Genomic DNA, 21188 nt, shown 5'->3' on the forward strand with positions numbered 1-21188 from the left:
GGAAGCGACAATTCCTTTAGTCGATACATTCGCTTTCGTATTCTAAGGCAGAGCTCTTTCCTTTAGACCAGATAATTAAACCGGCAATCCCTTGAGCTAACATCCCCAGGTAGGAGAAACCAACGATCAGGTTGCCTGCTTGTAACCAAAGAATCACGGAAAGGATATCGTTAATTAACCAGAGATAGTAGCCGTCCTTGTGACCAGTCACTTGACGTTGTTGGGCGGTAAAGGAAATCCCGTTAGTGATGGCATCTAAGACAATTTGTTGACCACCCAATACATAGGAGAAGGCCCCCAAACCAATGGTCCAGAAAAAGACCGCTTGGCAAATTATTTTTAAATTAAAGTATTGGTCAACATGGAGGTCACCATTTTCGTCACGACGTTTAGCCCAGCTGAAGTGGCCGACAAATTCGGTGATGAGATAGTAAATGGATGAAAACATATCCCCGTAAATTCCTAGAATAGCGGCAGCGGCAATCCCGAAGATGTTTTGAATCCCGTTGACAATAAAAGTGGGTTGCCATTGGATGGCTAAGGTCCAAGTGCCTAAAAAGCCAAAGATACTCATCCCCAGAGACATAAGGATGTTAAGGTCAAATTCTTGACTGGTTAAACTAGTAATAATTCCATATAAATTAAATCCCAAAGAGACGATAAAACCAAAAGCGATGATGGCTAATTCTACTTTGTTGAGTGGCTTTAAGGCGCGGTGAATACATTCTTTTAAGGACAGGGTCTTAGTGGCTTTGTTTTGTTCTTGCATATCTTTCCTCGTTTTCCTATTGAATTTTGTCTAAGTAAGTGCCAATGCTATCAAAAATGATTTGAGCATCTTGGGGGCGGTGGATGTCATAATTATCCACATTTAGCCGCATTTTAGGTGATTGGTCATAGTCTGCATACCATTGACCATAGTGGCTGTGGAGTTGACGGTAATAATCGTAAAGGCCATTTTCAGAACTTGGTTGTTCATAGACCCGGCCCCGTTTTTTAATGTTTTTGACAGCGTTGTCTAAGGAACTATCTAAAAAGACTAAGAGGTCAGGGGCCTTTTTAGGTAGGCTGTCTAATTCTTCCATCATGTTGGCTAGTAAGTCACGGTAGATGCCAAACTCTTCTTCAGAGATATTTCCGTTTAAGACGTTCAAATAGGTGAAAAGCTCATCTTCGTAAATACTACGGTCTAAAACGTTATTATTATCGAAAAAGGCTGCCTTAATATTTTTAAAGCGTTGGTTTAAAAAGTAAATCTGTAAGGAAAAGGCATATTTCTTGGGGTCTTGGTAATATTTATCAAGGATGGGGTTTTCCTCGACAGGTTCGTAAAATACTTTTGTGCCTAAATATTCAGCTAATTTTCCGGCATAGGTCGATTTCCCTGCGCCGATGGTTCCAGCGAAAACTATCACTATTGTAATCCCTACTCTCTAACTATATATTGTGCTGATTTCTTATAAAAATAAGCATAAACACTATATCTTGTATCCGAAAAGTATTCTATCATAGGATATTGAGAAGGCCAAGGAAGAAATTTTTCCGCGATCTTTGACCTATTTGACTAAGCTTGAGACTGCCTGCATAACTTGACCTAATTATTTTTAAAATTTAATTAAGCTTTAATACTTTGAGACCTTCTTTATAAAGCTTCTAAAAAGATTGGTAATATGATGAAATCGCTTGCGAAAGCGTTAACAGACTGATATAATAGGCTTGTGAGTCCCTTACAATGCTTACCCAAAACCTGTAAGGGCTTTTTTGTTTTCAAGGAAATAAAAAGCAGTCCTTGGCTTTTTTTATAGCAAATCCTGGTAATCGTGTTAGACTGAATAATAATAAGCAGCGTAATTTTAATGAGTGGAGGACTTTAGATATGACAGAAACGTTTAAAGAACGATTGGGTAAAGAGCAACTCTTACCCTTATACACGGTCAATGACTTAGGCTCGGTAGCCTTAGCTGAGGCGGTTTTAAGCGAAAATAACTTATCCTTTATCGAAGTGACCTACCGCAGTGACCTGGCTTCTCAAGCCATCCAGCAATTGTCGGATAGGGGCAAATTAGTTGTGGGAGCAGGAACAGTCCGTGACTTGGATACCGCCAAGGACGCCGTTGACCATGGCGCGCAATTTATTGTAAGTCCTGGTTTATCGGTTGAAGTGGTCGATTATTGTTTAAAACAAGATATTCCTGTCTTTCCGGGAGCAGTTACTCCAAGTGAAATCATGCAAGCCATGGATTTAGGCCTTGACGTGGTGAAATTCTTCCCAGCCAACGTCTATGGGGGCCAGTCAGCGATTAAGTCTTTAGCGGGGCCTTTCTTTGATATTCAATTCATTCCAACTGGCGGGGTCAATAGTGATAACTTCACCGACTATTTAGCCAATGATTCCGTATTGGCAGTGGGTGGGTCTTTTATCTTGTCTGAAAAAGAGATCTTAAAGGATGAAGGTCAGACCGCTTCAGACAAATTAGCTGATTTACAGAAGCAGCTTCACTAAACATATTGGAGGAAACACTCAGCTTTTAATGGCTGGGTGTTTTCTGAAGGAAGATTTTATTAGCCTGATAAAAATTGACAGAAAATAAGCCTGATTTCACCCCATGGGGTAAGATCAGGCTTATTTTTTATTGATCAGAATCAACTGGGACAGGCACATCCACATAGACTTCTTGACCAATCTGAAAACTGGCTTGGGCAGCAGTGAGGTTAGTGAGCTCTTCTTGGAGTTTGCCCACTTCTTGGATCGGAACGCCTAAGTGATAGGTCACTTTTTCCAAGTAGGTGGTGTCTAGGAGAGAGTAGGGGGAGTTTTCCACCCAGTAGGCCATGCTGCCGTTGAGGGAATAATCGATGGTCACATCGACTTGGGTTTGCAAGCGGCGTTCAACCACACCAATCTGGTGGACGGCTTCGGAAACAGCGCTGCTATAAGCTCGGACTAGACCACCAGCTCCCAATTTGGTGCCCCCAAAATACCGGGTAACCACACAGGCAACGTTTTTTAAATCCATATTTTTTAGGACTTCCAGCATGGGAACTCCAGCCGTGCCACTGGGTTCACCATCATCGAGAGCCCTTTGGATTTCATTACGCTCTCCGATTTGATAGGCGACACAGTTATGGGTGGCCTTGTAATGTTCTTTTCTCACCTCTTCGACAAAGGCGTCGGCTTCTTCCTTAGTGTAGGCACGCTGAATCCGACAAATAAAGCGTGACTTTTTGATTTCTATTTCATGTTCACCAGCACTTTTAATGGTACGGTACTCAATCATTGATGGTTCAGCTCGTTTCTGTTTATTTTCTCTTAATTGTAACTAAAGCCAGGATAAAACTCAAAAGTCTCCTTTTATTCGTCGACTTAGAGGGTGAACTTGGCCATTAATTACGGATAAATAGTTTAGTCACCTAAAGAAGAGAGGATGAATAAGCGTGCAAGACTTCCTTTTGGGACGGCTGCTGGCGGCGAGTGAGCTACCCGAAGATTTTGATTTAAGCAAAACCCCTAGTCTTCCAGCCATTAAAGCTGAGGGCAAGCAATTAGTCTGCCAACGTTGTTTTAACCAGTTGGCTTTTCAGCCTAATCCTTGCATTTGTGACGGCCCGTGTTTTTATTGTTTAAATTGCCTGGCCTTTGCCAAGTTAAGGACCTGTGACCGGCTTTACTATGACCTAGACCCTCACTTTTACTTTAAAGACTTATGCCGGGAGCAAACTTACCTAGAATGGCCTGGAACCCTATCACCCCAACAAGAGCAGTGTGCTAAACAATTATTGACTTCCTATCAAGCGGGGCGGGACCATCTGGTTTGGGCGGTCACTGGGGCAGGAAAAACAGAGATGATTTTTCCCCTAGTGGACTATGTCCTCCGCCAGGGTCAGCGTATCGCCTTGGCCACTCCTCGGGTCGATGTCTGTAATGAGTTATTCCCCCGCTTTCAAGCTGCCTTTCCGGATATTGATATTCTCCTCCTCCATGGCAAGGTGGACCACCCCTACCGGCTTAGCCCCTTGACTATCGCTTCGACCCACCAGTTACTGCGCTTTTACCAGGCCTTTGATCTTTTAATTGTTGATGAAGTCGATGCCTTTCCCTACCATGGTGACCCCTTATTAGAGGCAGCTAGTCGGCGAGCAGTTAAAGACATCGGCGTGCGAGTGGAACTCACCGCTACCCCTTCAACAGACCAGCAAAGGGCTATCAAGCTGGAAAAGGTTGCCGCTTCTATCCTGCCAGCCCGCTATCACCGCCATCCTCTCCCGGTTCCTAAGCACCGCTGGGTGGGCGATTGGCGTCAAGCTATTGCTAAGGGGCGCTTGCCGGGCGTATTAGGGTCAACCATCAAGTCTTTTTTGAAGAAGGGCGAGTCTTTTTTACTCTTCCTTCCCCATATCGCCTTGATGGAAGAACTCGAAAAAATTCTCCATAAGTATTTTAAGCAAGTAAGCTTTACCAGTGTTTCCTCTAAAGATCCCGATCGGATTGAAAAGGTGGCCGCCATGCGTGAAAAAACTTATCAGTTTTTACTGACGACCACCATTTTAGAGCGGGGCGTGACCTTTCCCGGCATTCACATCATTGTTTTAGGGAGTGAGGACCGGGTCTTTAACACTTCTTCTTTGGTTCAGATTGCTGGACGGGTAGGACGCAAACCTGACCAAGCCAGCGGGCAGGTGTATTTCCTTCATGAGGGGAAAACCAAGGCCAGCTTGCAAGCAGTCAAGCAGATTCAGTGGCTAAATCAAGAAGCTAGGAAGCGGGGCTTGATTGATGAGTGAGTGCTTATTATGTCAGGAAAATTTCAAAGAAAAGCTAACTTTAAAAGAGCTCTTCACTTGGAAAAGCTGGGAGCCTAGTATTATTTGTCCGTCTTGCCAAGCGGATTTTCATTATTTAAAGGGGCCACGTTGTCAGCAATGTAGCCGGGAATGGGGAGAAGGAGACTATTGCCTTGACTGTTTGACCTGGCAAAAAGAGGATGGCTGGTATTTTCGCAATTATTCGCTCTGCGCTTATAATGGAGTTTTTAAAAACTGGCTACATACTCTGAAAAGTAAGGGCGATGTCAGGGTGGCCGGCTTATTTACTCAAGAACTCAAAAAGATTAGAGGCGATTATCCCGGATACACCTGGTTAGCCATCCCTGGCTCAAGTGCAAAGTTTAAAAAACGTGGTTTTCATCAAAGTGAGCTTATTTTGGACCAGGCGGGTATTCCCTACCAACGCTTAATCCACCTAGCTGGATCCAAAAAGAAACAGGCCCAGTTGAACCGTCAAGAGCGCTTAGCTAACCAACGCCAGATCGAACGCTTGACAGAAGGGCCACTCCCTCAAAAAATTCTTCTATTTGACGATGTTTATACGACCGGTGCGACTATCCACCAAGTGGCCCGTTTTTTAGAATCTTTTGGGGTAGAAGAAATCACTTCGCTTACGCTGGGACGTTAGGGAAAACTGCCTTATGACTTGAATTAAAGCGCTATCTAACATATAATATAAGTAGTAAGAAAGAAGCTTATTAAGGGCTTCTGCCAGACCATGTTTGGCTTAGGAAGGATGAGTAATTATGTTTACTTACAATGTTCGCGGAGAAAATATTGAAATCACTCCTGCTATCCGTGATTATGCAGAGAATAAGATTTCAAAAATCGAGAAATACTTTAAAGACGCTCCGGATACAACCGTCTATGTGAATGCCAAAGTCTACCAAAACGGAGAGGCTAAAGCAGAAGTTACCGTTCCCCTACCACGTTTAACCTTACGGGCTGAAGAAACCTCACAAGATCTTTACGGTAGCATTGACTTAGTGGTTGATAAACTCGAACGCCAAGTGAAGAAATATAAAACTCGGATTAACCGTAAATCACGTGAAAAAGGCATTTCTGACGTGATGTTTACTGAAAACAATCAAGAAGACAGTAAAGATGACAATGACAGTAATATTGAAATTGTCCGTACCAAGAGTATTGCGGTAAAACCAATGAGCGCAGAAGAAGCGGTCTTACAAATGGAAATGTTAGGACACTCATTCTTTATTTATGAAGATGCTGAAAGCGAAAGCGTGTCCTTAGTCTACAAACGCCATAATGGTAAGTACGGTTTAATCGAAATCGAAAAAGACATCGTTAATGAATAAGAGATTTTTAAGTCAGAAGCTGGGTCACTTTGATCCAGCTTTTTTGAATGGAAAGACTTAAAGTTTACCAGGGAAATCTCTTCTGACTAGCTGGCGGAAGCTGAAAAGAATGAGGCCGCTAGAATATAAAAAATGATTTCATTTAGCCGAGACGAGCTGCTTCTGTTACAATCAATGGGGAAGTTTTTCTTGTTTTCATAGCTATAAAAAAATGCTAGAATAATAAAGATACCTTATTTATGCAAGGAATACGAGTAGATTAAGGAGAATTCCATGGCCAACATTTTAAGAAAAATGTTTGATAACGATAAAAGAGAATTAAAACGTTTCAATAAACAAGCAAAAAAAGTGGAAGCACTTGCTGATAAATACAGTGAGTATTCCGATGAACAACTACGGGCAAAAACCACCTCTTTCCGTGAACGCCTCGCTTATGGGGAGAGCCTAGAAGATATCTTAGTAGAAGCCTTTGCCACTGTTCGAGAAGCCGCTAAACGGGTTTTAGGTTTATACCCCTACCATGTTCAAATCGTGGGGGGCTTAGCGCTTCATTATGGGAATATTGCTGAGATGAAGACTGGGGAAGGTAAGACCTTGACGGAGACTATGCCAGTTTACCTCAATGCCTTAGAAGGTAAAGGGGTTCATGTGGTAACAGTCAACGACTACCTAGCCCGCCGTGACTCGGTGGATATGGGAGAAGTCTATCGCTTCCTAGGCCTGACAGTGGGTTTAAATACCAATGACCTAACCGCCGAAGAAAAACGGGCTGCCTACCACTGTGATGTGACTTATTCCACCAACAACGAATTAGGTTTTGACTACTTACGTGATAATATGGTGGTTTATAAAGAACAAATGGTCCAACGTCCCCTGCATTACGCCATTGTCGATGAGGTGGACTCTATCTTGATCGATGAAGCCCGGACGCCTTTGATCATTTCTGGTCAAGCTGAGCAATCCACAGCCCTTTACCAAAGGGCCGATTATTTCGTGAAGTCCTTGAAAGAGGAAGAAGACTATGTTATTGATATTGAGTCAAAAACCATTAGCCTGACTGAACAAGGAGTTGACAAGGCTGAGGCGGTTTTCCACTTAGACAATCTTTACGATGTGGAAAATGGTCCTCTTATCCACCACATTGATACCGCCTTACGGGCTAACTACATCATGATCCGCGATATTGACTACGTGGTTCAAGAAGATGAAGTGAAGATTGTGGACGGCTTTACTGGTCGGATTATGGAAGGACGGCGCTACTCGGATGGTCTCCACCAAGGGATTGAAGCCAAGGAAAATGTGCCCATTCAAAATGAATCCAAAACCATGGCCACCATTACCTTCCAAAATTACTTCCGTATGTATGACAAATTAGCGGGGATGACTGGGACAGCCAAAACCGAAGAACAAGAATTTCGCGAAATCTATGACATGGATGTTATCCAGATTCCTACCAACCGTCCTGTCCAACGTGAAGATGCCTTGGATAAAATTTACCCTAACTTGATGACCAAATTTCGTGCCGTAGCTGATGAAATTGAAAGCCGCCACAAAAAAGGTCAACCGGTATTGGTTGGGACAGTTGCGGTGGAAACTTCAGAACTCCTGTCACGGATGCTCAGTGAACGAAATATTCCCCACAATGTCTTAAACGCTAAAAATCATGCCCGCGAAGCTGAGATCATTGCGCAAGCAGGGCAAGAAGGCGCCGTAACCATTGCCACCAACATGGCTGGACGTGGGACCGACATTAAATTAGGACCTGGCGTTAAAGAGCTGGGCGGCTTGGCAGTTATTGGAACGGAACGCCACGAATCACGCCGGATCGACGACCAATTGCGGGGCCGTTCTGGCAGGCAAGGGGACCCAGGTTTCTCCCGTTTTTATTTGTCCTTAGAAGACGACTTGATGCGTCGCTTCGGTTCTGACCGAGTAAAAGCCATTTGGGAAAACCTCCAATTAGAGGATGACGATGTCTCAATTGAAAATCCCATGCTGACTCGCCAAGTGGAATCTGCTCAAAAACGGGTAGAAGGAAATAACTACGATACTCGTAAGAGTGTCTTAGAATACGACGAAGTCATGCGTGAACAACGGGAAATCATCTATAGCCAACGCCAACAAATTATCGATGAAAAAGAATCCCTTGATAAAATTATGTGGGCCATGATTGAACGCACCGTTGAACGTATGGTTGAACAGTATACTGCTGGGGCCGAAAAAGAATGGAACTTAGAAGCCCTCTATGACCAAGTGTCTACTGAAATTCTACGCTCAGATGCGATTCAGCTCAGTGATTTACAAGGAAAGACGCAAGACGAGCTCAAGCAATTCATTACCGATAAAGCCCGCCAACGCTTCCAAGAAAAGTTAGATAATATTGCTAACCCTGATTTGATCTTGGAATTTGAAAAGGTGGTTATTCTGCGGGCGGTTGACACCCGCTGGACTGACCATATTGATGCCATGGATCAATTACGTCAAGGGGTAGGACTAAGAGCCTATGCGCAAAATAACCCGCTTGTAGAATATCAAACTGAAGGTTATGAACGTTTCAATGATATGATTTCTGGCATTGAATACGATGCCAGCCGGATCTTTATGAACTCTGAAATCCGCCAAAACCTCCAAAGACAACAAGTTTAAGAAGGATGTGAGGAAGGATCAGGGAGGGAGATTCCTTGGAGGAAAAGATGATAAGATCAGCTTGCTGATCGTTCAACTTTTCTGAAAGGACATCCCCTACCCCTTCCGAACTCAACTAAAAGGATGTGAGGGCGCCTTCAAAGTCTTGAATCGCTACGCATACTATATCTGTAACTCGCTTCGCTTCGAACAGCTATAGCAACTGGAGAAAAATACCATAAGCACAGGAAACTGTGCGTTGGGATTTTTTGAAGTGACTTCAAGACTGGAGTCCGAACTCAACTATCTGTGCGTTGGAATTTTCTGAAGCAACTTCAAGTCTGGCGTCCGAGCTCAACTAGAGTGCGACAAGCGCGTCAAAAGATAAGATCTTTAGTGAAATGGAGCTCACTATGCACTTGGAACACATTTAAGGATTAGAAAAGAAGGACTGGGCTCTTGGGGCTTGCAGTCCTTGTTTTCTTATTAACCAAATTAAAAATAAGGATTTTTATAAAGGAGCAGTTCGATGGAAATTAGTGAATTACGTCATCTATTAGCCGAAAATAAAGAACAATTAACCAGTTTCGGGAGGTCTCTTTGACTTAGAGGAGTTAGAAGCCCAACTGGCTGAATACCAAGACCGCATGTTGGCTCCTGATTTCTGGGATGACCCGAGTCAGGCCCAGGCAGTGATCAATGAAAATAATCAAGTCAAGGCTGTCTATGAGACCTACCATAAGTTATTATCGACCTATGAGGATCTAGAAGCTTATGATGACTTACTTTCAGAAGAAGAGGCTGACCAAGAGCTTTACCAGGATTTTGAAGATCAAGTGCTCGCCTTCCAGGAAGAGATGGAGGATTATGAGCGCCATATGCTACTCAATGGCCCTCACGATAAGGCGGCAGCTATTTTAGATATTCATCCTGGGGCAGGAGGAACCGAGTCTCAAGACTGGGCCAGCATGCTGCTTAGGATGTACCAACGCTGGGCGGATAGTCATGATTTCACCTTTACCCTCTTTGACTACCAGGCTGGTGATGAAGCGGGGATTAAGTCGGCTACCTTTGAAATTAAAGGCAATAATGCCTATGGCTTATTAAAATCGGAGCACGGTATCCACCGCTTAGTCCGTATTTCTCCCTTTGACTCCAACAAGCGCCGGCATACCTCCTTTGCTTCTGTAGAAGTCATGCCTGAGATTGATCAGAATACGGAAATAGAAATCAATGACGATGACTTACGGATCGATGTTTTTCGTGCTTCTGGTGCTGGGGGGCAGCATATTAATAAAACCTCATCTGCCGTTCGCATTACCCATATTCCAACTGGAATTGTGGTTTCCTCACAAAGTCAACGCTCACAATTACAGAATCGGGAAACCGCTATGAAAACGCTGCAAGCCAAACTTGCGCGCTTATTAGAAGAAAAGAACGCCCAAGAACTTGATGAAATTCGGGGCGAAAAGTCTGAGATCGCTTGGGGATCTCAAATTCGTTCCTATGTTTTCCACCCTTATCAAATGGTCAAAGACCATCGGACGAATTACGAAGAAGGCGATACCAGTAAGGTGATGGATGGCGATATCGATGGCTTTATCGATGCCTATCTTAAAGAGACTATCAATCAGGATTAAGAAGAAAATGTTATAGAGTTCTTTTTCAGATATTTTTTTGCTACAATAAGAACTGATGATTGATAACAAGGGGGAGGCTTATTCATGAAGAAAGTTCTAGTCGTGGATGACGAAGAATCAATTCGGAAGTTGTTAGAATATAACCTATCTAAAGAAGGCTATGAGGTCACTTCATCAGCTGATGGTAAGGCAGCCTATGATCTTGCAGGTGAGGAAAACTTTGATTTTATTATATTAGATTTGATGCTTCCTTCCATGGATGGAATGGATGTATGTAAGCAATTGCGCCAGGATAAGGTGAATACACCGATCTTGATGTTAACTGCTAAGGATGATGAACTAGAAAAAATTATTGGCCTCGAATTGGGGGCGGACGACTATATGACAAAACCCTTTAGTCCGCGAGAAGTGGTAGCGCGAATGAAGGCCATCTTACGCCGGTCACGTGACTACGGCAAAGAGGCTAGTGACCAAGAAGACAAGAAGGAAGCTGACCAAGACCCAGCCGGGGAAGAAGAATCAGTGATCCAGGTAGGCGATATCACCATTAATCAGAGTGATTTTTCTGTCACTGCCCATGGCCAAGCGGTAGATATGACAAAGAAAGAATTTGAACTCTTGACTTATTTAGCTGAACGGGTAGACCGGATTGTTTCTCGGGAAATTCTCTTATCCAAGATTTGGGATTTTGATTACTCGGTAGGTTCCCGCTTAGTGGACGTGCATATTAGTCACTTACGGGAAAAGATTGAAAAGGACCCTAAAAATCCTGAATATATCATTACAGTTAGAGGCTTTGGCTATAAATTTGAGGTGCCCAAAGCATGAAGCGTTTAACTTTAATCATAACAACAGTGTTTTCGCTGTTGTTTATTTTATATAGTTTTCTTTTTGCCTATAATGCTAACGAAGTTGTTCAAGTCACTGTCCAGCAGGAAACCCAGGAATCCATGCGTGACACCGTCCATTCTGTCGAACGAATCACTAAGAATTTAACTGCTGAAGATGTCGTGAATAATAGTTCGGCCTGGTTTGATGCCCAGCAGGAAATTATGAATACACTTAACCCCATGGAGCGGGTGTCTATTTATGACGCTAACCATAAGGAGGTACTCTCCTTTGGTAATAAACTCTTAGCTAATATTTCCTTTACCGAAGAAGGTAAGCAGGCCTTAGATAAGAATTTATCCTTTACCGAGTTTGAAAATGAAGAAGATATGACCACCTATGAATACACAGGCTTGATCAAGAATAAGAACCACCAGCCCATCGGTTCAATCCGAGTCCTGCGGAATGTTAACGATATTACCGAGGCGCAAAACCGCTTATTGATCGTGTCTGTAGGTGGGTCGGTGGTCATGGTCTTAATTCTTTTAGCGATTCTTTCTTATTACTTTAAAAAGATTGCCCAACCCATTTATTCCATTTCGGATGTGGTTGGTCGACTGTCTAAAAGTGACTACTCGATTCGTTACAACCAGTTGGGAGTGGCGGAAATTGACGAATTGGGAGACGATATCAATGACTTAGCCAGCAATTTATCCCGGCAAGATATCCAAATTTCCATGCAGGAGGAACGTTTACAACTCCTGATGGACTATCTGGTGGTGGGGGTTTTAATGATTGATAAAAAACACCGGATTAAAGTGGCTAATAAGGCAGCTTATAGTATTTTTGATTTAGATGATAACGTCATTAATCATAAATATGAAGAGGTGCTGACAGGTTATCGACTCTTACAAATGATAGAAACCTGCTATTCCACCAAAGAGAATGTTAACGATGAAGTTTACCTCTATTATCCTAAGGAATTGATTTTGGATGTTAATATTCTCTATGTTCCTAAGAAGGCCAATGTCTCTGGAATCAGTGAGCAGGTAGTGGTATTAGCCTATGATATTACTGAAATTCGCCGTTTAGAAAAAGTGCGCTCTGATTTTATTGCTAATGCTTCCCACGAATTAAAGACGCCTGTCACTGCCTTAAAGGGCTTTACAGAAACCTTACTCGATGGGGCCTTAGAAGATGAGGATACCGCTCGGGAATTTGTCGAGATTATGAACCGGGAAGCTAACCGGCTCGGTTATCTCATTAATGATATTTTAGATTTAGCTAAGATTGAACAAGACCAATTGGGGCATCGGAGTGAAACGGTGCAATTGAACCGTGTAATTGCTGAAGTCGTCCATTCTTTAGAAATTCCTGCCAGCGGAAACCGAGTGGAAGTCCACTATGATAATGACCTTGAAGCAGGCATCCGTTTTACTACTGAAGAAATGCGCTTGAAGCAGATTTTGACTAATCTAATCAACAATGCGATCAAATATAACAAGGCTGAGGGGGGCCAAGTTTGGATTAGTTCTACAGTGACTGAGGATGATAAATATGTGGTGATTGCTATAAGAGATAATGGACTAGGAATTCCTGACGAAGATATCCCCCGGATTTTTGAACGTTTCTATCGGGTGGACAAGACCCGGTCAACCGCTTCTGGTGGGACTGGTCTCGGTCTCTCTATTGTCCGTAATTTAGTCGCATCAATGAGTGGCAAGATTGACGTGGTCAGCGAACTTAATGAGGGATCGACGTTTACCGTCTATTTACCTAAAAACGATAAAAATTTATTAGAAACAGAAGCAGATGCCTCTCTGTCTGCTGATAGTGAATAGAAACTAAGATTTTTAATGACCGATTTTCAAAAGCAGAGAAATGCTGATAAATAATATGTTAATAAAGAACAAACTAAAGCAGTCAATGACTTTTAAGTGAAAGTCATTGGCTGCTTTTGTCTTTTTGTCCACTTAAAATATAATTTATAAAAAGGAAAAATTTACACAAAATTTACATAAATTTTACAAAAATAAGGAAAAAAGGCTAAACCCTAACATTATTTTTACATTAGGGGGCTATAATGGATATAGTAAGAAAAAAACGGTCATCCATGATGGCTATATTTTATCAATCAGAAGGAGAGATTGTTTAATGGCATTGAAATTCAAACCACTAGGTAAGTTAGTTATGGCTTTAGGTGTAACAGCAACTTTAGCTGCTTGTGGTAACGGCGGTTCTGAAGGCTCAAATACTGCAGATGGTGGTAGTGAATCAGCTGGTGATTTCTCAGGTACTATTAACGTCACCACTCGTGAAGAAGGTTCCGGTACCCGTGATGCTTTCCAAGAAATTATCGATTTTGAAGAACCAGTAGCGTCTGCTTTAGTTCAAAACGGTACTGACCAAGTGCTTTCCTATGTAGCTGGAGATACATATTCCATTGGATACATCTCCCTTGGTTCAATGAATGATACCGTTAAAGCCTTAAAGATTGACGGTGTCGAAGCAACTGAAGAAAATGTTGCCAATGACAGCTACAAGATTGCTCGTCCTTTCAATATTGTTTACCCTGGTGAATTAGAAGGCGCAGCTAAAGACTTCCATGACTTTATCTTCTCTAAAGAAGGGCAAGACATTGTCTTAGAAAATGGTTATGTTCCTGTGAAGTCTGATGCTGAAGCATATAGCGGTGATGGTTCTGCAAGTGGTACCATTAATATCGCAGGTTCAACTTCTGTTGGTCCGGTTATGGAAAAACTAAAAGAAGCTTATGAACAAAAGAATCCAAATGTCCAAATTAACATTACCCAAAATGGTTCTGGTGCAGGGGTTACCGGTGCTCAAGAAGGTACAGCTGATATCGGTATGGCTTCTCGTGAATTAAAAGAAGACGAAACTGGTGTAACAGCTGAAGCAATTGCTAAAGATGGTATTGCAGTAATCGTCAATAAGGAAAATCCAACAGATGATTTATCTGTAGACCAAATTAGAGGAATTTATACAGGAGAAATTCTTGACTGGTCAGAGCTAAATCAATAATAGCGATTAGTAAAAAGAGGCTACTCCTTTAACTAGAGGTAGCCCTTTTTATTGCTGGCCCTTTATAATATAATAGCTTAGTAGAAGAATTTTAAAGGGAGAAAAAAATGCAGAAGAATACTTTAGAAGTCGTCATGAAATGGATCTTTTTCATCTGTGCGGCTGTTTCAATTTTAGCATTATTAGCTATTTGTTATTTCATTTTTGCGGGAAGTATTCCTTTCTTGTCGGATTATGGACTAGGAAACTTCTTATTTGGTTCTAGCTGGCGCCCGCGTCAGGGAGACTTTGGAATTGCTCCAATGATTGTTGGTTCTTTTTATGTGACTCTCTTAGCGATTGCTATTGGTGTCCCTGCAGGAATTTTCACTGCGGTCTTTATGGCCTTTTATTGTCCCAAGAAACTCCACACCTGGTTGAAACCTGCTGTTAACTTGATGGCCGGGATTCCATCCATTGTCTATGGGTATTTTGGTTTAGTGGTTCTGGTTCCAGCTGTTCGTAGTTTCTGCCAATCTCTAGGGATTTCAAGTACCGGGATGAGCGTTTTTACAGCGGGTTTAGTTTTAGGAATTATGATTTTACCAACCATTATTACCACTTCTGAATCATCCCTAAGAGCGGTTCCTAAGTCCTACTATCAAGCCTCTGTTGGTCTGGGAGCGACCCATGATCGAACGGCTTATCGAATTATGTTGCCAGCGGCCCGGTCAGGGGTGCTAGCAGCGGTTATCTTAGGTATTGGTCGTGCAGTTGGAGAAACCATGGCGGTAATTATGGTTGCTGGTAACCAAGCTATTTTCCCTAAAGGACTCTTTAAAGGAGTCAGAACCATGACCACTAACATTATGTTAGAAATGGCTTATGCTTCTGGGACTCATCGTGATGCCCTGATTGCGACGGGTGCAGTCTTATTTGTGGTTATCTTAATCATCAATGGTGTACTAGCTATTGTAAACCGTAAAGGAGGCAACCACTAATGGCAGATAAATTACTACGTGCTTTGACTTATCTCTTTACCTTATTTACTTTTGGTTGGTTATTTTTCATTATTCTCTATGTTCTAGTAAAAGGGGTTCCTTATTTATCACCAGAACTATTTGCTTGGAATTATACCACTGAGAATGTGTCGATGATGCCTTCTATCATCACCACCATTTACATTGTTCTAGGGTCCTTACTCATTGCAGTGCCTTTAGGAGTCTTTGCTGGTTTCTACTTGGTAGAATATGCTGGTAAAAATAATAAATGGGTGGAAGCCATTCGAATTGCTACAGATACCTTGACAGGGGTACCTTCCATTGTGTATGGTTTATTCGGTATGCTTGCCTTTGTTTTGGCAGCACAATTCCAGTATTCCGTTTTAGCCGGGATTTTAACCATGGCAATCATGGTCTTACCCTTAATTATCCGTAATACCGAAGAAGGTTTAATGTCAGTTAACGATAGCTTACGCTTTGCCTCATATGGCTTAGGGGCAGGTAAGTTACGGACCATCTTTAGGATCGTTTTGCCAGTGGCTATGCCAGGGATCTTATCAGGGGTTATCTTGGCTATCGGTCGTATCGTAGGTGAAACGGCAGCTCTTATGTATACCTTAGGGACTTCGACTAGCTTACCAAAATCACTCTTTTCATCCGGGAGAACCTTAGCCTTACATATGTACGTGCTTTCAACTGAAGGCTTACACCGTAATGAAGCGATGGCAACGGGTGTGGTATTGCTGATCTTAGTTTTAATTATTAACGGAACATCAACATGGCTATCCAATAAATTGGGAGCACAAGGAGGACAACAATAAAATGGCTGAACAAACAAAAACGCCGATGAAATTAAAGATGAGTGCCCATAATATGGACCTCTGGTATGGTAATTTTCAGGCTTTGGAAGATATTGATATTGAAATTTATGAAAAACAAGTGACTGCTCTGATCGGACCTTCTGGATCAGGGAAATCCACCTTTCTTAAATCTTTAAACCGTATGAATGACCTGGTTGATGGTTGCCGGATTGACGGGACCATTGAATTAGAAGGTAAAAATATTTACGATAAAAATATCAACCTTAATCTTTTACGTAAGGAAGTAGGAATGGTTTTCCAACAACCTAACCCTTTCCCAATGAGTATTTATGATAATGTGGCTTACGGGCCTCGTACCCACGGTATCCGTGATAAAAATGAACTTGATCAAATTGTGGAAGAATCCTTACGTGGTGCAGCTATTTGGGACGAAGTCAAGGATGACTTGTCTAAGAGTGGTTTAGCTATTTCTGGTGGGCAACAACAACGGGTATGTATTGCGCGTGCCTTAGCCGTAAAACCAGAAGTCTTACTCATGGACGAACCCACTTCAGCCCTGGACCCAATATCCACTTTGAAGATTGAAGACTTAATTAACGATCTTAAAGAAGAATATACCATTGTTATCGTGACCCATAACATGCAACAAGCTGCTCGGGTATCCGATTATACTGCCTTCTTCTATGCTGATCCTGAATTAGGTGGTGGCCATTCTAGAATTATCGAATATGGCCCAACAGAACAAATCTTCAACAATCCCCAACAAGAACAAACTGCCGACTATGTGGCTGGTCGTTTTGGTTAGTGGAACTTGCCTTTTACAATTGAAAAGAAACTTTCAGGACTTGGTTAAGGCCAGGTCCTCTTTTTTTAGAAATAGAAAATTGTCTTATTACTTAGAGAAAAAGCTAGCTTATTAGAAGTATTAGGCGTACAATTCATAGTTATTGAGAGTGATATATGTGCTAGCCGGAAATAATGGCTTAGCGAGCTAAGGAGGATGTTGATGGAAGCAGAAGCTAGAATCCAGGTAATGGAAAACCATGCCGATCAATTGGCCACTTTACTTACTGATTTTTCTAAGTCTCTAGAGGCATATGCTAAGGGCCAAGCTGCCGTAAAAAAACTTAGCGACTATTATGGAAGTGAAGAATGGTATCGTGATTTTGAGGCTTCTAACCAGGGAGCTCTTCCTAGTGACTTAAAATGTGGTGTGCTTTCTGAAGATCAAGTCTATAATTTACTTACAGATAACTATGATTTAGCTATCCGTATGTTAGAAATAGCCACACAAGTTATTAAAAATTATTAAGAATAAAGAGGGTAGTCATGTTAAATTTCTTTAAGCGCTTAAATGTTTCTCAAAAGATTGCTTTTTCTTTTATGAGTGTGATTTTAGTAGGGTCCTTACTCTTATCTCTACCGATCGCCCATACGGCGACTTCTACTGCAACTTATTTAGACCATTTGTTTATTTCGGTATCAGCCGTTTGCGTGACTGGTTTATGGACCGAATCCATTTATGATTCCTATAATATCATCGGACAAATGGTGATGTTAGCCTTGATCCAAACGGGTGGCTTGGGCTTGATGACCATTATTGGGTCTATCTACCATACCATTGGGCAAAACATTGGCTTGAAAAATCAAATAGCCACTGGCGCGGCCCTTAATCACAGTGAAAATTACAAAATTGGCGACTTTCTAACCAGAATTATTCGCTATACAGCGATTATTGAGGGGACTGGATTTATCTTACTGTCGACCTATTTTGTACCTCGCTTTGGCTGGGCTAAGGGGCTCTGGAATGGTCTCTTTACAGCCATCTCAGCTTTCTGTAATGCGGGTTTTGATATTATGGGAAACAATTCCCTAATTGACCTAAAGACAGTCCCGGTATTAAATTGGACCATTATGGCCCTTATCGTCCTGGGGGGGATTGGGTTCAGTGTTTGGTTTGATATTACGAATCAAATAAAAAATTATGCTAAGAAAAGAAATGGACGTAAACTGAGTTTTTATTTTAAACACTTAAGTCCCCACACCAAGTTAGTTCTGATCGTCACAGGTCTAGTTATTCTGACTGGGGCCTCTTTATTTTTAATAGTGGAGTGGAATAATCCTGGTACCATTGGCCCGCTTTCGGTTGGAGATAAGATTATGACTGCTTTTTTCCAAACTATCACCATGCGTACTGCCGGCTTCGCCACCGTGGATTACACGGCCTGCCGTCCCGTGTCCTTGTTGATCTTTGTGCTAACTATGTTCATTGGTGGAGGCGCCGGGGGGACTGCCGGTGGGTTAAAGGTAACCACCTTTGCCTTAACCATCATGTTAGCCTTGCGCGAGGTGCGGCAAATTAAGCATGTCAACTTTGACCGGCATACGATTCCAGATGCTGCGGTTCGTCAATCTTTTACCATAGCTTTAATGTATGTGAGTGCTCTCTTCATTGGGTCGGCCTTATTACTAACTTTTGATCCAGGCCAGCGCTACTTACACTTGTTATTTGAAGCTATTTCAGCCTTGGCGACAGTTGGGGTCTCTGCTGGCTTGACGCCTAACCTTTCCCTAGCTAGCCACATTGTTTTAATGCTATTAATGTTTGTTGGCCGTATCGGTCCGATGACTATGGCTTTAAGTTTGAGACGGAATCGGAACAATTATGATATTCGCTATGCGAAGACCAATATTCTTATTGGGTAGATTAGAAAAAAATAAAAAATAATAGGATAAGGGAGTCATTATGAGTAAAGCAAATCGTGTTATTGGTGTTATGGGTTTAGGCCTCTTTGGTTCTGCCTTGGTTAAGCGGTTAGCGACCAAGGGAATTGATGTGATTGCTTGTGACCGCATGGAAAAACATGTCAACGACTTGGAAGATTGTCTAACCATAGGCAGTGTAGGAGACTTTACTGACCTCGACTTTATGCGAGAAGCTGGTTTTGGAAATTGCGATATTATTGTGATTGGAACCGGGGAAAACCTCGAGGCTGCCGTTCTTGGTGTGATTAACTGCCAAGAATTAGGAGTCAACCATATTATCTGTAAGGCGAAGAACCAACGTTTTGCCCAAGCCTTGTTAGCGTTAGGGGTTTCGCGAGTGATTCTTCCTGAAGAGGAATCAGGCTACCATATTGCTGATGTTATCAGCCGCCAATCCATTGAAGACCTGATTAATCTGGATGAAGAGACCGCTATTGTTGAATTCCGGGCTCCGGAAAAATGGGTCAATGTGACTTTGGATGAATTAGATGTCAGACAGAAATACGATCTCAATATTATCGGGATCAGGAAACATCTAAAGGAAACCTTAAACACCCAATTTCAACCGGACTATCGTTTTGCTAAAGACGATATTATCGTGGCTGTGGCCAATAATGAAAAATTTGATCAAATTGATTACTTAGAACGTTTATAATAAGCAAAAAACAGGCCGCGGCCTGTTTTTTGTTTTTATTGATAATAGAGATTTTCATTAGGAAAGACAGGGTCATTAGTAACATCGATACCTAAACTCTTTAAGGTTTTTTCATTGTCTTTAGTGAGTATGTAGGTTGAGTGAGCTTGGGTGCCGTCCAGGGCTTTTAATTGGTCATAAGCCATTTGGGCGGTAGGGTTGGTTGACGCTGAAATAGCTAGAGCAATGAGTAATTCATTGGCAGTTAGTATCGGTGTCCGGTCACTTAAAGGGCCAGTTTTGAGTTCTTGAATGGTTTGTAAAATGAGTGGTGACAGAAGGTTAATCGGGTCAGCGATGCCAGCTAGTACTTTTAAGCTGTTTAGGATGACTGCACCTGAGGCATCCATCAGGTCACTGCTACGCCCAGTAACAATTTGACCATCATCTAAGGCCAAGGCCATGACGGGTTGGTCTTCTTCGGAATTGAAGCGGTCTTGGACTTCTTTAGCATATTGGCGTGCTTCTTTGACAGGAATGCGGTCTTCTTGTTTGAGATTGGAGTCTTCCATAATTAATTGCATCCGTGACAAGGCTTCTTCATCGACTAGACCACTCTTATAATCGTTTTCTGTTTGGAAGGAACGTCGGATGATTTCTTCATTAGCTGCTTGACGGACCACTTCATCATCAATAATGCCAGCCTTGACGCAGTTCACACCCATATCGGTAGGGGATTGGTAGACGGTTTCATGGGTAATGCTTTGTAAGATGCGGCGGATGACTGGGAACATCTTTAAGTCACGGTTGTAATTAACAGCGACTTCTCCATAGGCGTCGTAGTGATAATTATCAATCATATTGACATCTTTTAAGTCCACCGTCGCTGCTTCATAGGCAATATTAACAGGATGGTTGAGGGGGAGGTTCCAGACTGGGAAGGTTTCAAATTTGGCGTAAGATGCCCGGACCCCACGTTTCCATTCATGGTAGAGTTGGTTAAGGCAGGTGGCTAGTTTCCCAGAACCGGCACCTGGACCAGAGACAACCACAATTGGTTTTGTGGTTTCAATATAAGGATTGACTTCAAAACCATTTTCCCCTAAAAGGTCAACGTTAGTCGGGTAGCCTTTAATTTCTTGGTGGGTGTAGACCTTAATCCCCCGTCGTTCGAGATTATGCATAAAGTTCGTGGCATTTGTCTCACCATGGTAGCGGGTGATGAGGACACTGTTAACAGAAATATCTAAGGCGTGGTATTCATCGATTAAACGTAAGACTTCAAGGTCATAAGTGATGCCATAGTCGCCCCGCATTTTGTTACTTTCAATGTCTCCAGCATAGACACAGATAATAATTTCGGCTTGGTCCTTCATTCTTTCCAAGAGTTTTAATTTGGCATCTTCATCGAAACCTGGAAGGACCCGTTTGGCGTGCTTATCGCCGATTAATTTTCCCCCAAATTCCAGGTAGAGCTTATCTTTGCCTTCAACTCGCTTAAAGATATACTTTGACTGTTCTTCAAGATACTTTTTAGTGTCAAAACCAATTTTACCCATACTCTTACACTCACTTTCTCTTTTTTATTAACGATCAAGTGATCGTTACTTGTCTCGGTTCATGTGTTAGTCCAACAAATGAACACCTACAATATGATACACGAAAAAGCTCGCTTGCACAGTAGAAAAAAATAATTCTCGTAAAATATTAGT

Annotated in this window: 19 protein-coding genes; 15 read left to right on the top strand and 4 right to left on the bottom strand. The window is 42.2% G+C overall.

Annotation, left to right across the window (positions count from 1 at the left end):
• Nucleotides 1–16 precede the first annotated feature (16 nt).
• Together pnuC and AWM73_RS01020 are read right to left on the bottom strand one after the other, a co-directional pair.
• Nucleotides 17–769 (bottom strand): nicotinamide riboside transporter PnuC, encoded by a 753-nt coding sequence (pnuC, locus tag AWM73_RS01015; RefSeq protein WP_060777673.1) that lies wholly within the window; start codon nt 767–769, stop codon nt 17–19.
• A 16-nt stretch (nt 770–785) separates the two neighbouring features.
• Nucleotides 786–1415, bottom strand: a complete 630-nt coding sequence (locus tag AWM73_RS01020; RefSeq protein ID WP_060777674.1) for a deoxynucleoside kinase — start codon at nt 1413–1415, stop codon at nt 786–788.
• Between the two features lie 461 nt (nt 1416–1876).
• Here AWM73_RS01020 and AWM73_RS01025 point away from each other — a divergent pair, with 461 nt between their 5' ends.
• The gene (locus tag AWM73_RS01025; protein ID WP_060777675.1) at nt 1877–2503 is read left to right on the top strand and encodes a bifunctional 4-hydroxy-2-oxoglutarate aldolase/2-dehydro-3-deoxy-phosphogluconate aldolase; all 627 of its coding nucleotides are present in this window, start codon (nt 1877–1879) and stop codon (nt 2501–2503) included.
• Between the two features lie 127 nt (nt 2504–2630).
• Here AWM73_RS01025 and AWM73_RS01030 read toward each other — a convergent pair whose 3' ends face one another.
• Nucleotides 2631–3278: a YigZ family protein gene (locus AWM73_RS01030; protein WP_060777676.1), complete on the bottom strand. Its 648-nt coding sequence runs from the start codon at nt 3276–3278 to the stop codon at nt 2631–2633.
• Nucleotides 3279–3435: 157 nt separating this feature from the next.
• On the opposite strand from AWM73_RS01030, the gene AWM73_RS01035 reads away from it, so the two are divergent.
• From AWM73_RS01035 to AWM73_RS01100, 14 genes are all read left to right on the top strand, one after another.
• On the top strand, nt 3436–4782 hold the full coding sequence (locus AWM73_RS01035; protein ID WP_060777677.1) for a DEAD/DEAH box helicase: 1347 nt from the start codon (nt 3436–3438) through the stop codon (nt 4780–4782).
• Nucleotides 4775–5452 (top strand): ComF family protein, encoded by a 678-nt coding sequence (locus AWM73_RS01040; protein ID WP_060777678.1) that lies wholly within the window; start codon nt 4775–4777, stop codon nt 5450–5452. The genes AWM73_RS01035 and AWM73_RS01040 overlap by 8 nt, the downstream gene beginning before the upstream one ends.
• Before the next feature lie 118 nt (nt 5453–5570).
• The gene (gene hpf / locus AWM73_RS01045; protein WP_013668810.1) at nt 5571–6140 is read left to right on the top strand and encodes a ribosome hibernation-promoting factor, HPF/YfiA family; all 570 of its coding nucleotides are present in this window, start codon (nt 5571–5573) and stop codon (nt 6138–6140) included.
• Nucleotides 6141–6413: 273 nt separating this feature from the next.
• Nucleotides 6414–8786 (top strand): preprotein translocase subunit SecA, encoded by a 2373-nt coding sequence (gene secA, locus AWM73_RS01050; protein ID WP_060777679.1) that lies wholly within the window; start codon nt 6414–6416, stop codon nt 8784–8786.
• Between the two features lie 508 nt (nt 8787–9294).
• Nucleotides 9295–10405 (top strand): peptide chain release factor 2 gene (gene prfB / locus AWM73_RS01055; RefSeq protein WP_111818067.1). Its coding sequence is split into 2 segments (ribosomal slippage): nt 9295–9366 and nt 9368–10405, totalling 1110 coding nucleotides; the frame shifts between segments, so codons are not numbered across the junction.
• A gap of 84 nt (nt 10406–10489) precedes the next feature.
• On the top strand, nt 10490–11233 hold the full coding sequence (locus tag AWM73_RS01060) for a response regulator transcription factor (protein WP_060777681.1): 744 nt from the start codon (nt 10490–10492) through the stop codon (nt 11231–11233).
• Nucleotides 11230–13074 carry a two-component system histidine kinase PnpS gene (gene pnpS / locus AWM73_RS01065; protein ID WP_060777682.1) on the top strand — a complete coding sequence of 615 codons (1845 nt, stop codon included), beginning with the start codon at nt 11230–11232 and terminating at the stop codon, nt 13072–13074. The genes AWM73_RS01060 and pnpS overlap by 4 nt, the downstream gene beginning before the upstream one ends.
• Before the next feature lie 313 nt (nt 13075–13387).
• Entirely contained in the window at nt 13388–14275 is an 888-nt protein-coding gene (locus tag AWM73_RS01070) for a substrate-binding domain-containing protein (RefSeq protein ID WP_060777683.1), read from the top strand.
• 107 nt (nt 14276–14382) lie between these two features.
• Nucleotides 14383–15255 (top strand): phosphate ABC transporter permease subunit PstC, encoded by an 873-nt coding sequence (gene pstC, locus AWM73_RS01075; RefSeq protein ID WP_060777684.1) that lies wholly within the window; start codon nt 14383–14385, stop codon nt 15253–15255.
• Complete coding sequence (gene pstA / locus AWM73_RS01080) at nt 15255–16076, top strand: phosphate ABC transporter permease PstA (protein ID WP_060777685.1); 822 nt, start codon at nt 15255–15257, stop codon at nt 16074–16076. Before pstC ends, pstA begins: the two co-directional genes overlap by 1 nt.
• A 37-nt stretch (nt 16077–16113) precedes the next feature.
• Nucleotides 16114–16881 (top strand): phosphate ABC transporter ATP-binding protein PstB, encoded by a 768-nt coding sequence (gene pstB, locus AWM73_RS01085; protein ID WP_216403018.1) that lies wholly within the window; start codon nt 16114–16116, stop codon nt 16879–16881.
• A gap of 201 nt (nt 16882–17082) precedes the next feature.
• Complete coding sequence (locus AWM73_RS01090) at nt 17083–17388, top strand: DUF4298 domain-containing protein (RefSeq protein ID WP_060777686.1); 306 nt, start codon at nt 17083–17085, stop codon at nt 17386–17388.
• Between the two features lie 17 nt (nt 17389–17405).
• Nucleotides 17406–18782, top strand: a complete 1377-nt coding sequence (locus AWM73_RS01095; RefSeq protein WP_060777687.1) for a TrkH family potassium uptake protein — start codon at nt 17406–17408, stop codon at nt 18780–18782.
• A 40-nt stretch (nt 18783–18822) separates the two neighbouring features.
• Complete coding sequence (locus AWM73_RS01100) at nt 18823–19497, top strand: potassium channel family protein (protein WP_060777688.1); 675 nt, start codon at nt 18823–18825, stop codon at nt 19495–19497.
• Nucleotides 19498–19532: 35 nt separating this feature from the next.
• Here AWM73_RS01100 and AWM73_RS01105 read toward each other — a convergent pair whose 3' ends face one another.
• Nucleotides 19533–21035, bottom strand: a complete 1503-nt coding sequence (locus AWM73_RS01105; RefSeq protein ID WP_060777689.1) for a DUF1846 domain-containing protein — start codon at nt 21033–21035, stop codon at nt 19533–19535.
• Between the last annotated feature and the right edge of the window lie 153 nt (nt 21036–21188).

This window comes from Aerococcus urinae, from assembly GCF_001543175.1.
GTDB lineage: Bacteria > Bacillota > Bacilli > Lactobacillales > Aerococcaceae > Aerococcus > Aerococcus urinae.

Coding starts and splice junctions, on each gene's coding strand:
- pnuC (WP_060777673.1), bottom strand. CDS start 769: ATGCAAGAACAAAACAAAGCCACTAAGACCCTGTCCTTAAAAGAATGT.
- AWM73_RS01025 (WP_060777675.1), top strand. CDS start 1,877: ATGACAGAAACGTTTAAAGAACGATTGGGTAAAGAGCAACTCTTACCC.
- AWM73_RS01030 (WP_060777676.1), bottom strand. CDS start 3,278: ATGATTGAGTACCGTACCATTAAAAGTGCTGGTGAACATGAAATAGAA.
- AWM73_RS01040 (WP_060777678.1), top strand. CDS start 4,775: ATGAGTGAGTGCTTATTATGTCAGGAAAATTTCAAAGAAAAGCTAACT.
- hpf (WP_013668810.1), top strand. CDS start 5,571: ATGTTTACTTACAATGTTCGCGGAGAAAATATTGAAATCACTCCTGCT.
- secA (WP_060777679.1), top strand. CDS start 6,414: ATGGCCAACATTTTAAGAAAAATGTTTGATAACGATAAAAGAGAATTA.
- AWM73_RS01060 (WP_060777681.1), top strand. CDS start 10,490: ATGAAGAAAGTTCTAGTCGTGGATGACGAAGAATCAATTCGGAAGTTG.
- pnpS (WP_060777682.1), top strand. CDS start 11,230: ATGAAGCGTTTAACTTTAATCATAACAACAGTGTTTTCGCTGTTGTTT.
- AWM73_RS01070 (WP_060777683.1), top strand. CDS start 13,388: ATGGCATTGAAATTCAAACCACTAGGTAAGTTAGTTATGGCTTTAGGT.
- pstC (WP_060777684.1), top strand. CDS start 14,383: ATGCAGAAGAATACTTTAGAAGTCGTCATGAAATGGATCTTTTTCATC.
- pstA (WP_060777685.1), top strand. CDS start 15,255: ATGGCAGATAAATTACTACGTGCTTTGACTTATCTCTTTACCTTATTT.
- pstB (WP_216403018.1), top strand. CDS start 16,114: ATGAGTGCCCATAATATGGACCTCTGGTATGGTAATTTTCAGGCTTTG.
- AWM73_RS01090 (WP_060777686.1), top strand. CDS start 17,083: ATGGAAGCAGAAGCTAGAATCCAGGTAATGGAAAACCATGCCGATCAA.
- AWM73_RS01095 (WP_060777687.1), top strand. CDS start 17,406: ATGTTAAATTTCTTTAAGCGCTTAAATGTTTCTCAAAAGATTGCTTTT.
- AWM73_RS01100 (WP_060777688.1), top strand. CDS start 18,823: ATGAGTAAAGCAAATCGTGTTATTGGTGTTATGGGTTTAGGCCTCTTT.
- AWM73_RS01105 (WP_060777689.1), bottom strand. CDS start 21,035: ATGGGTAAAATTGGTTTTGACACTAAAAAGTATCTTGAAGAACAGTCA.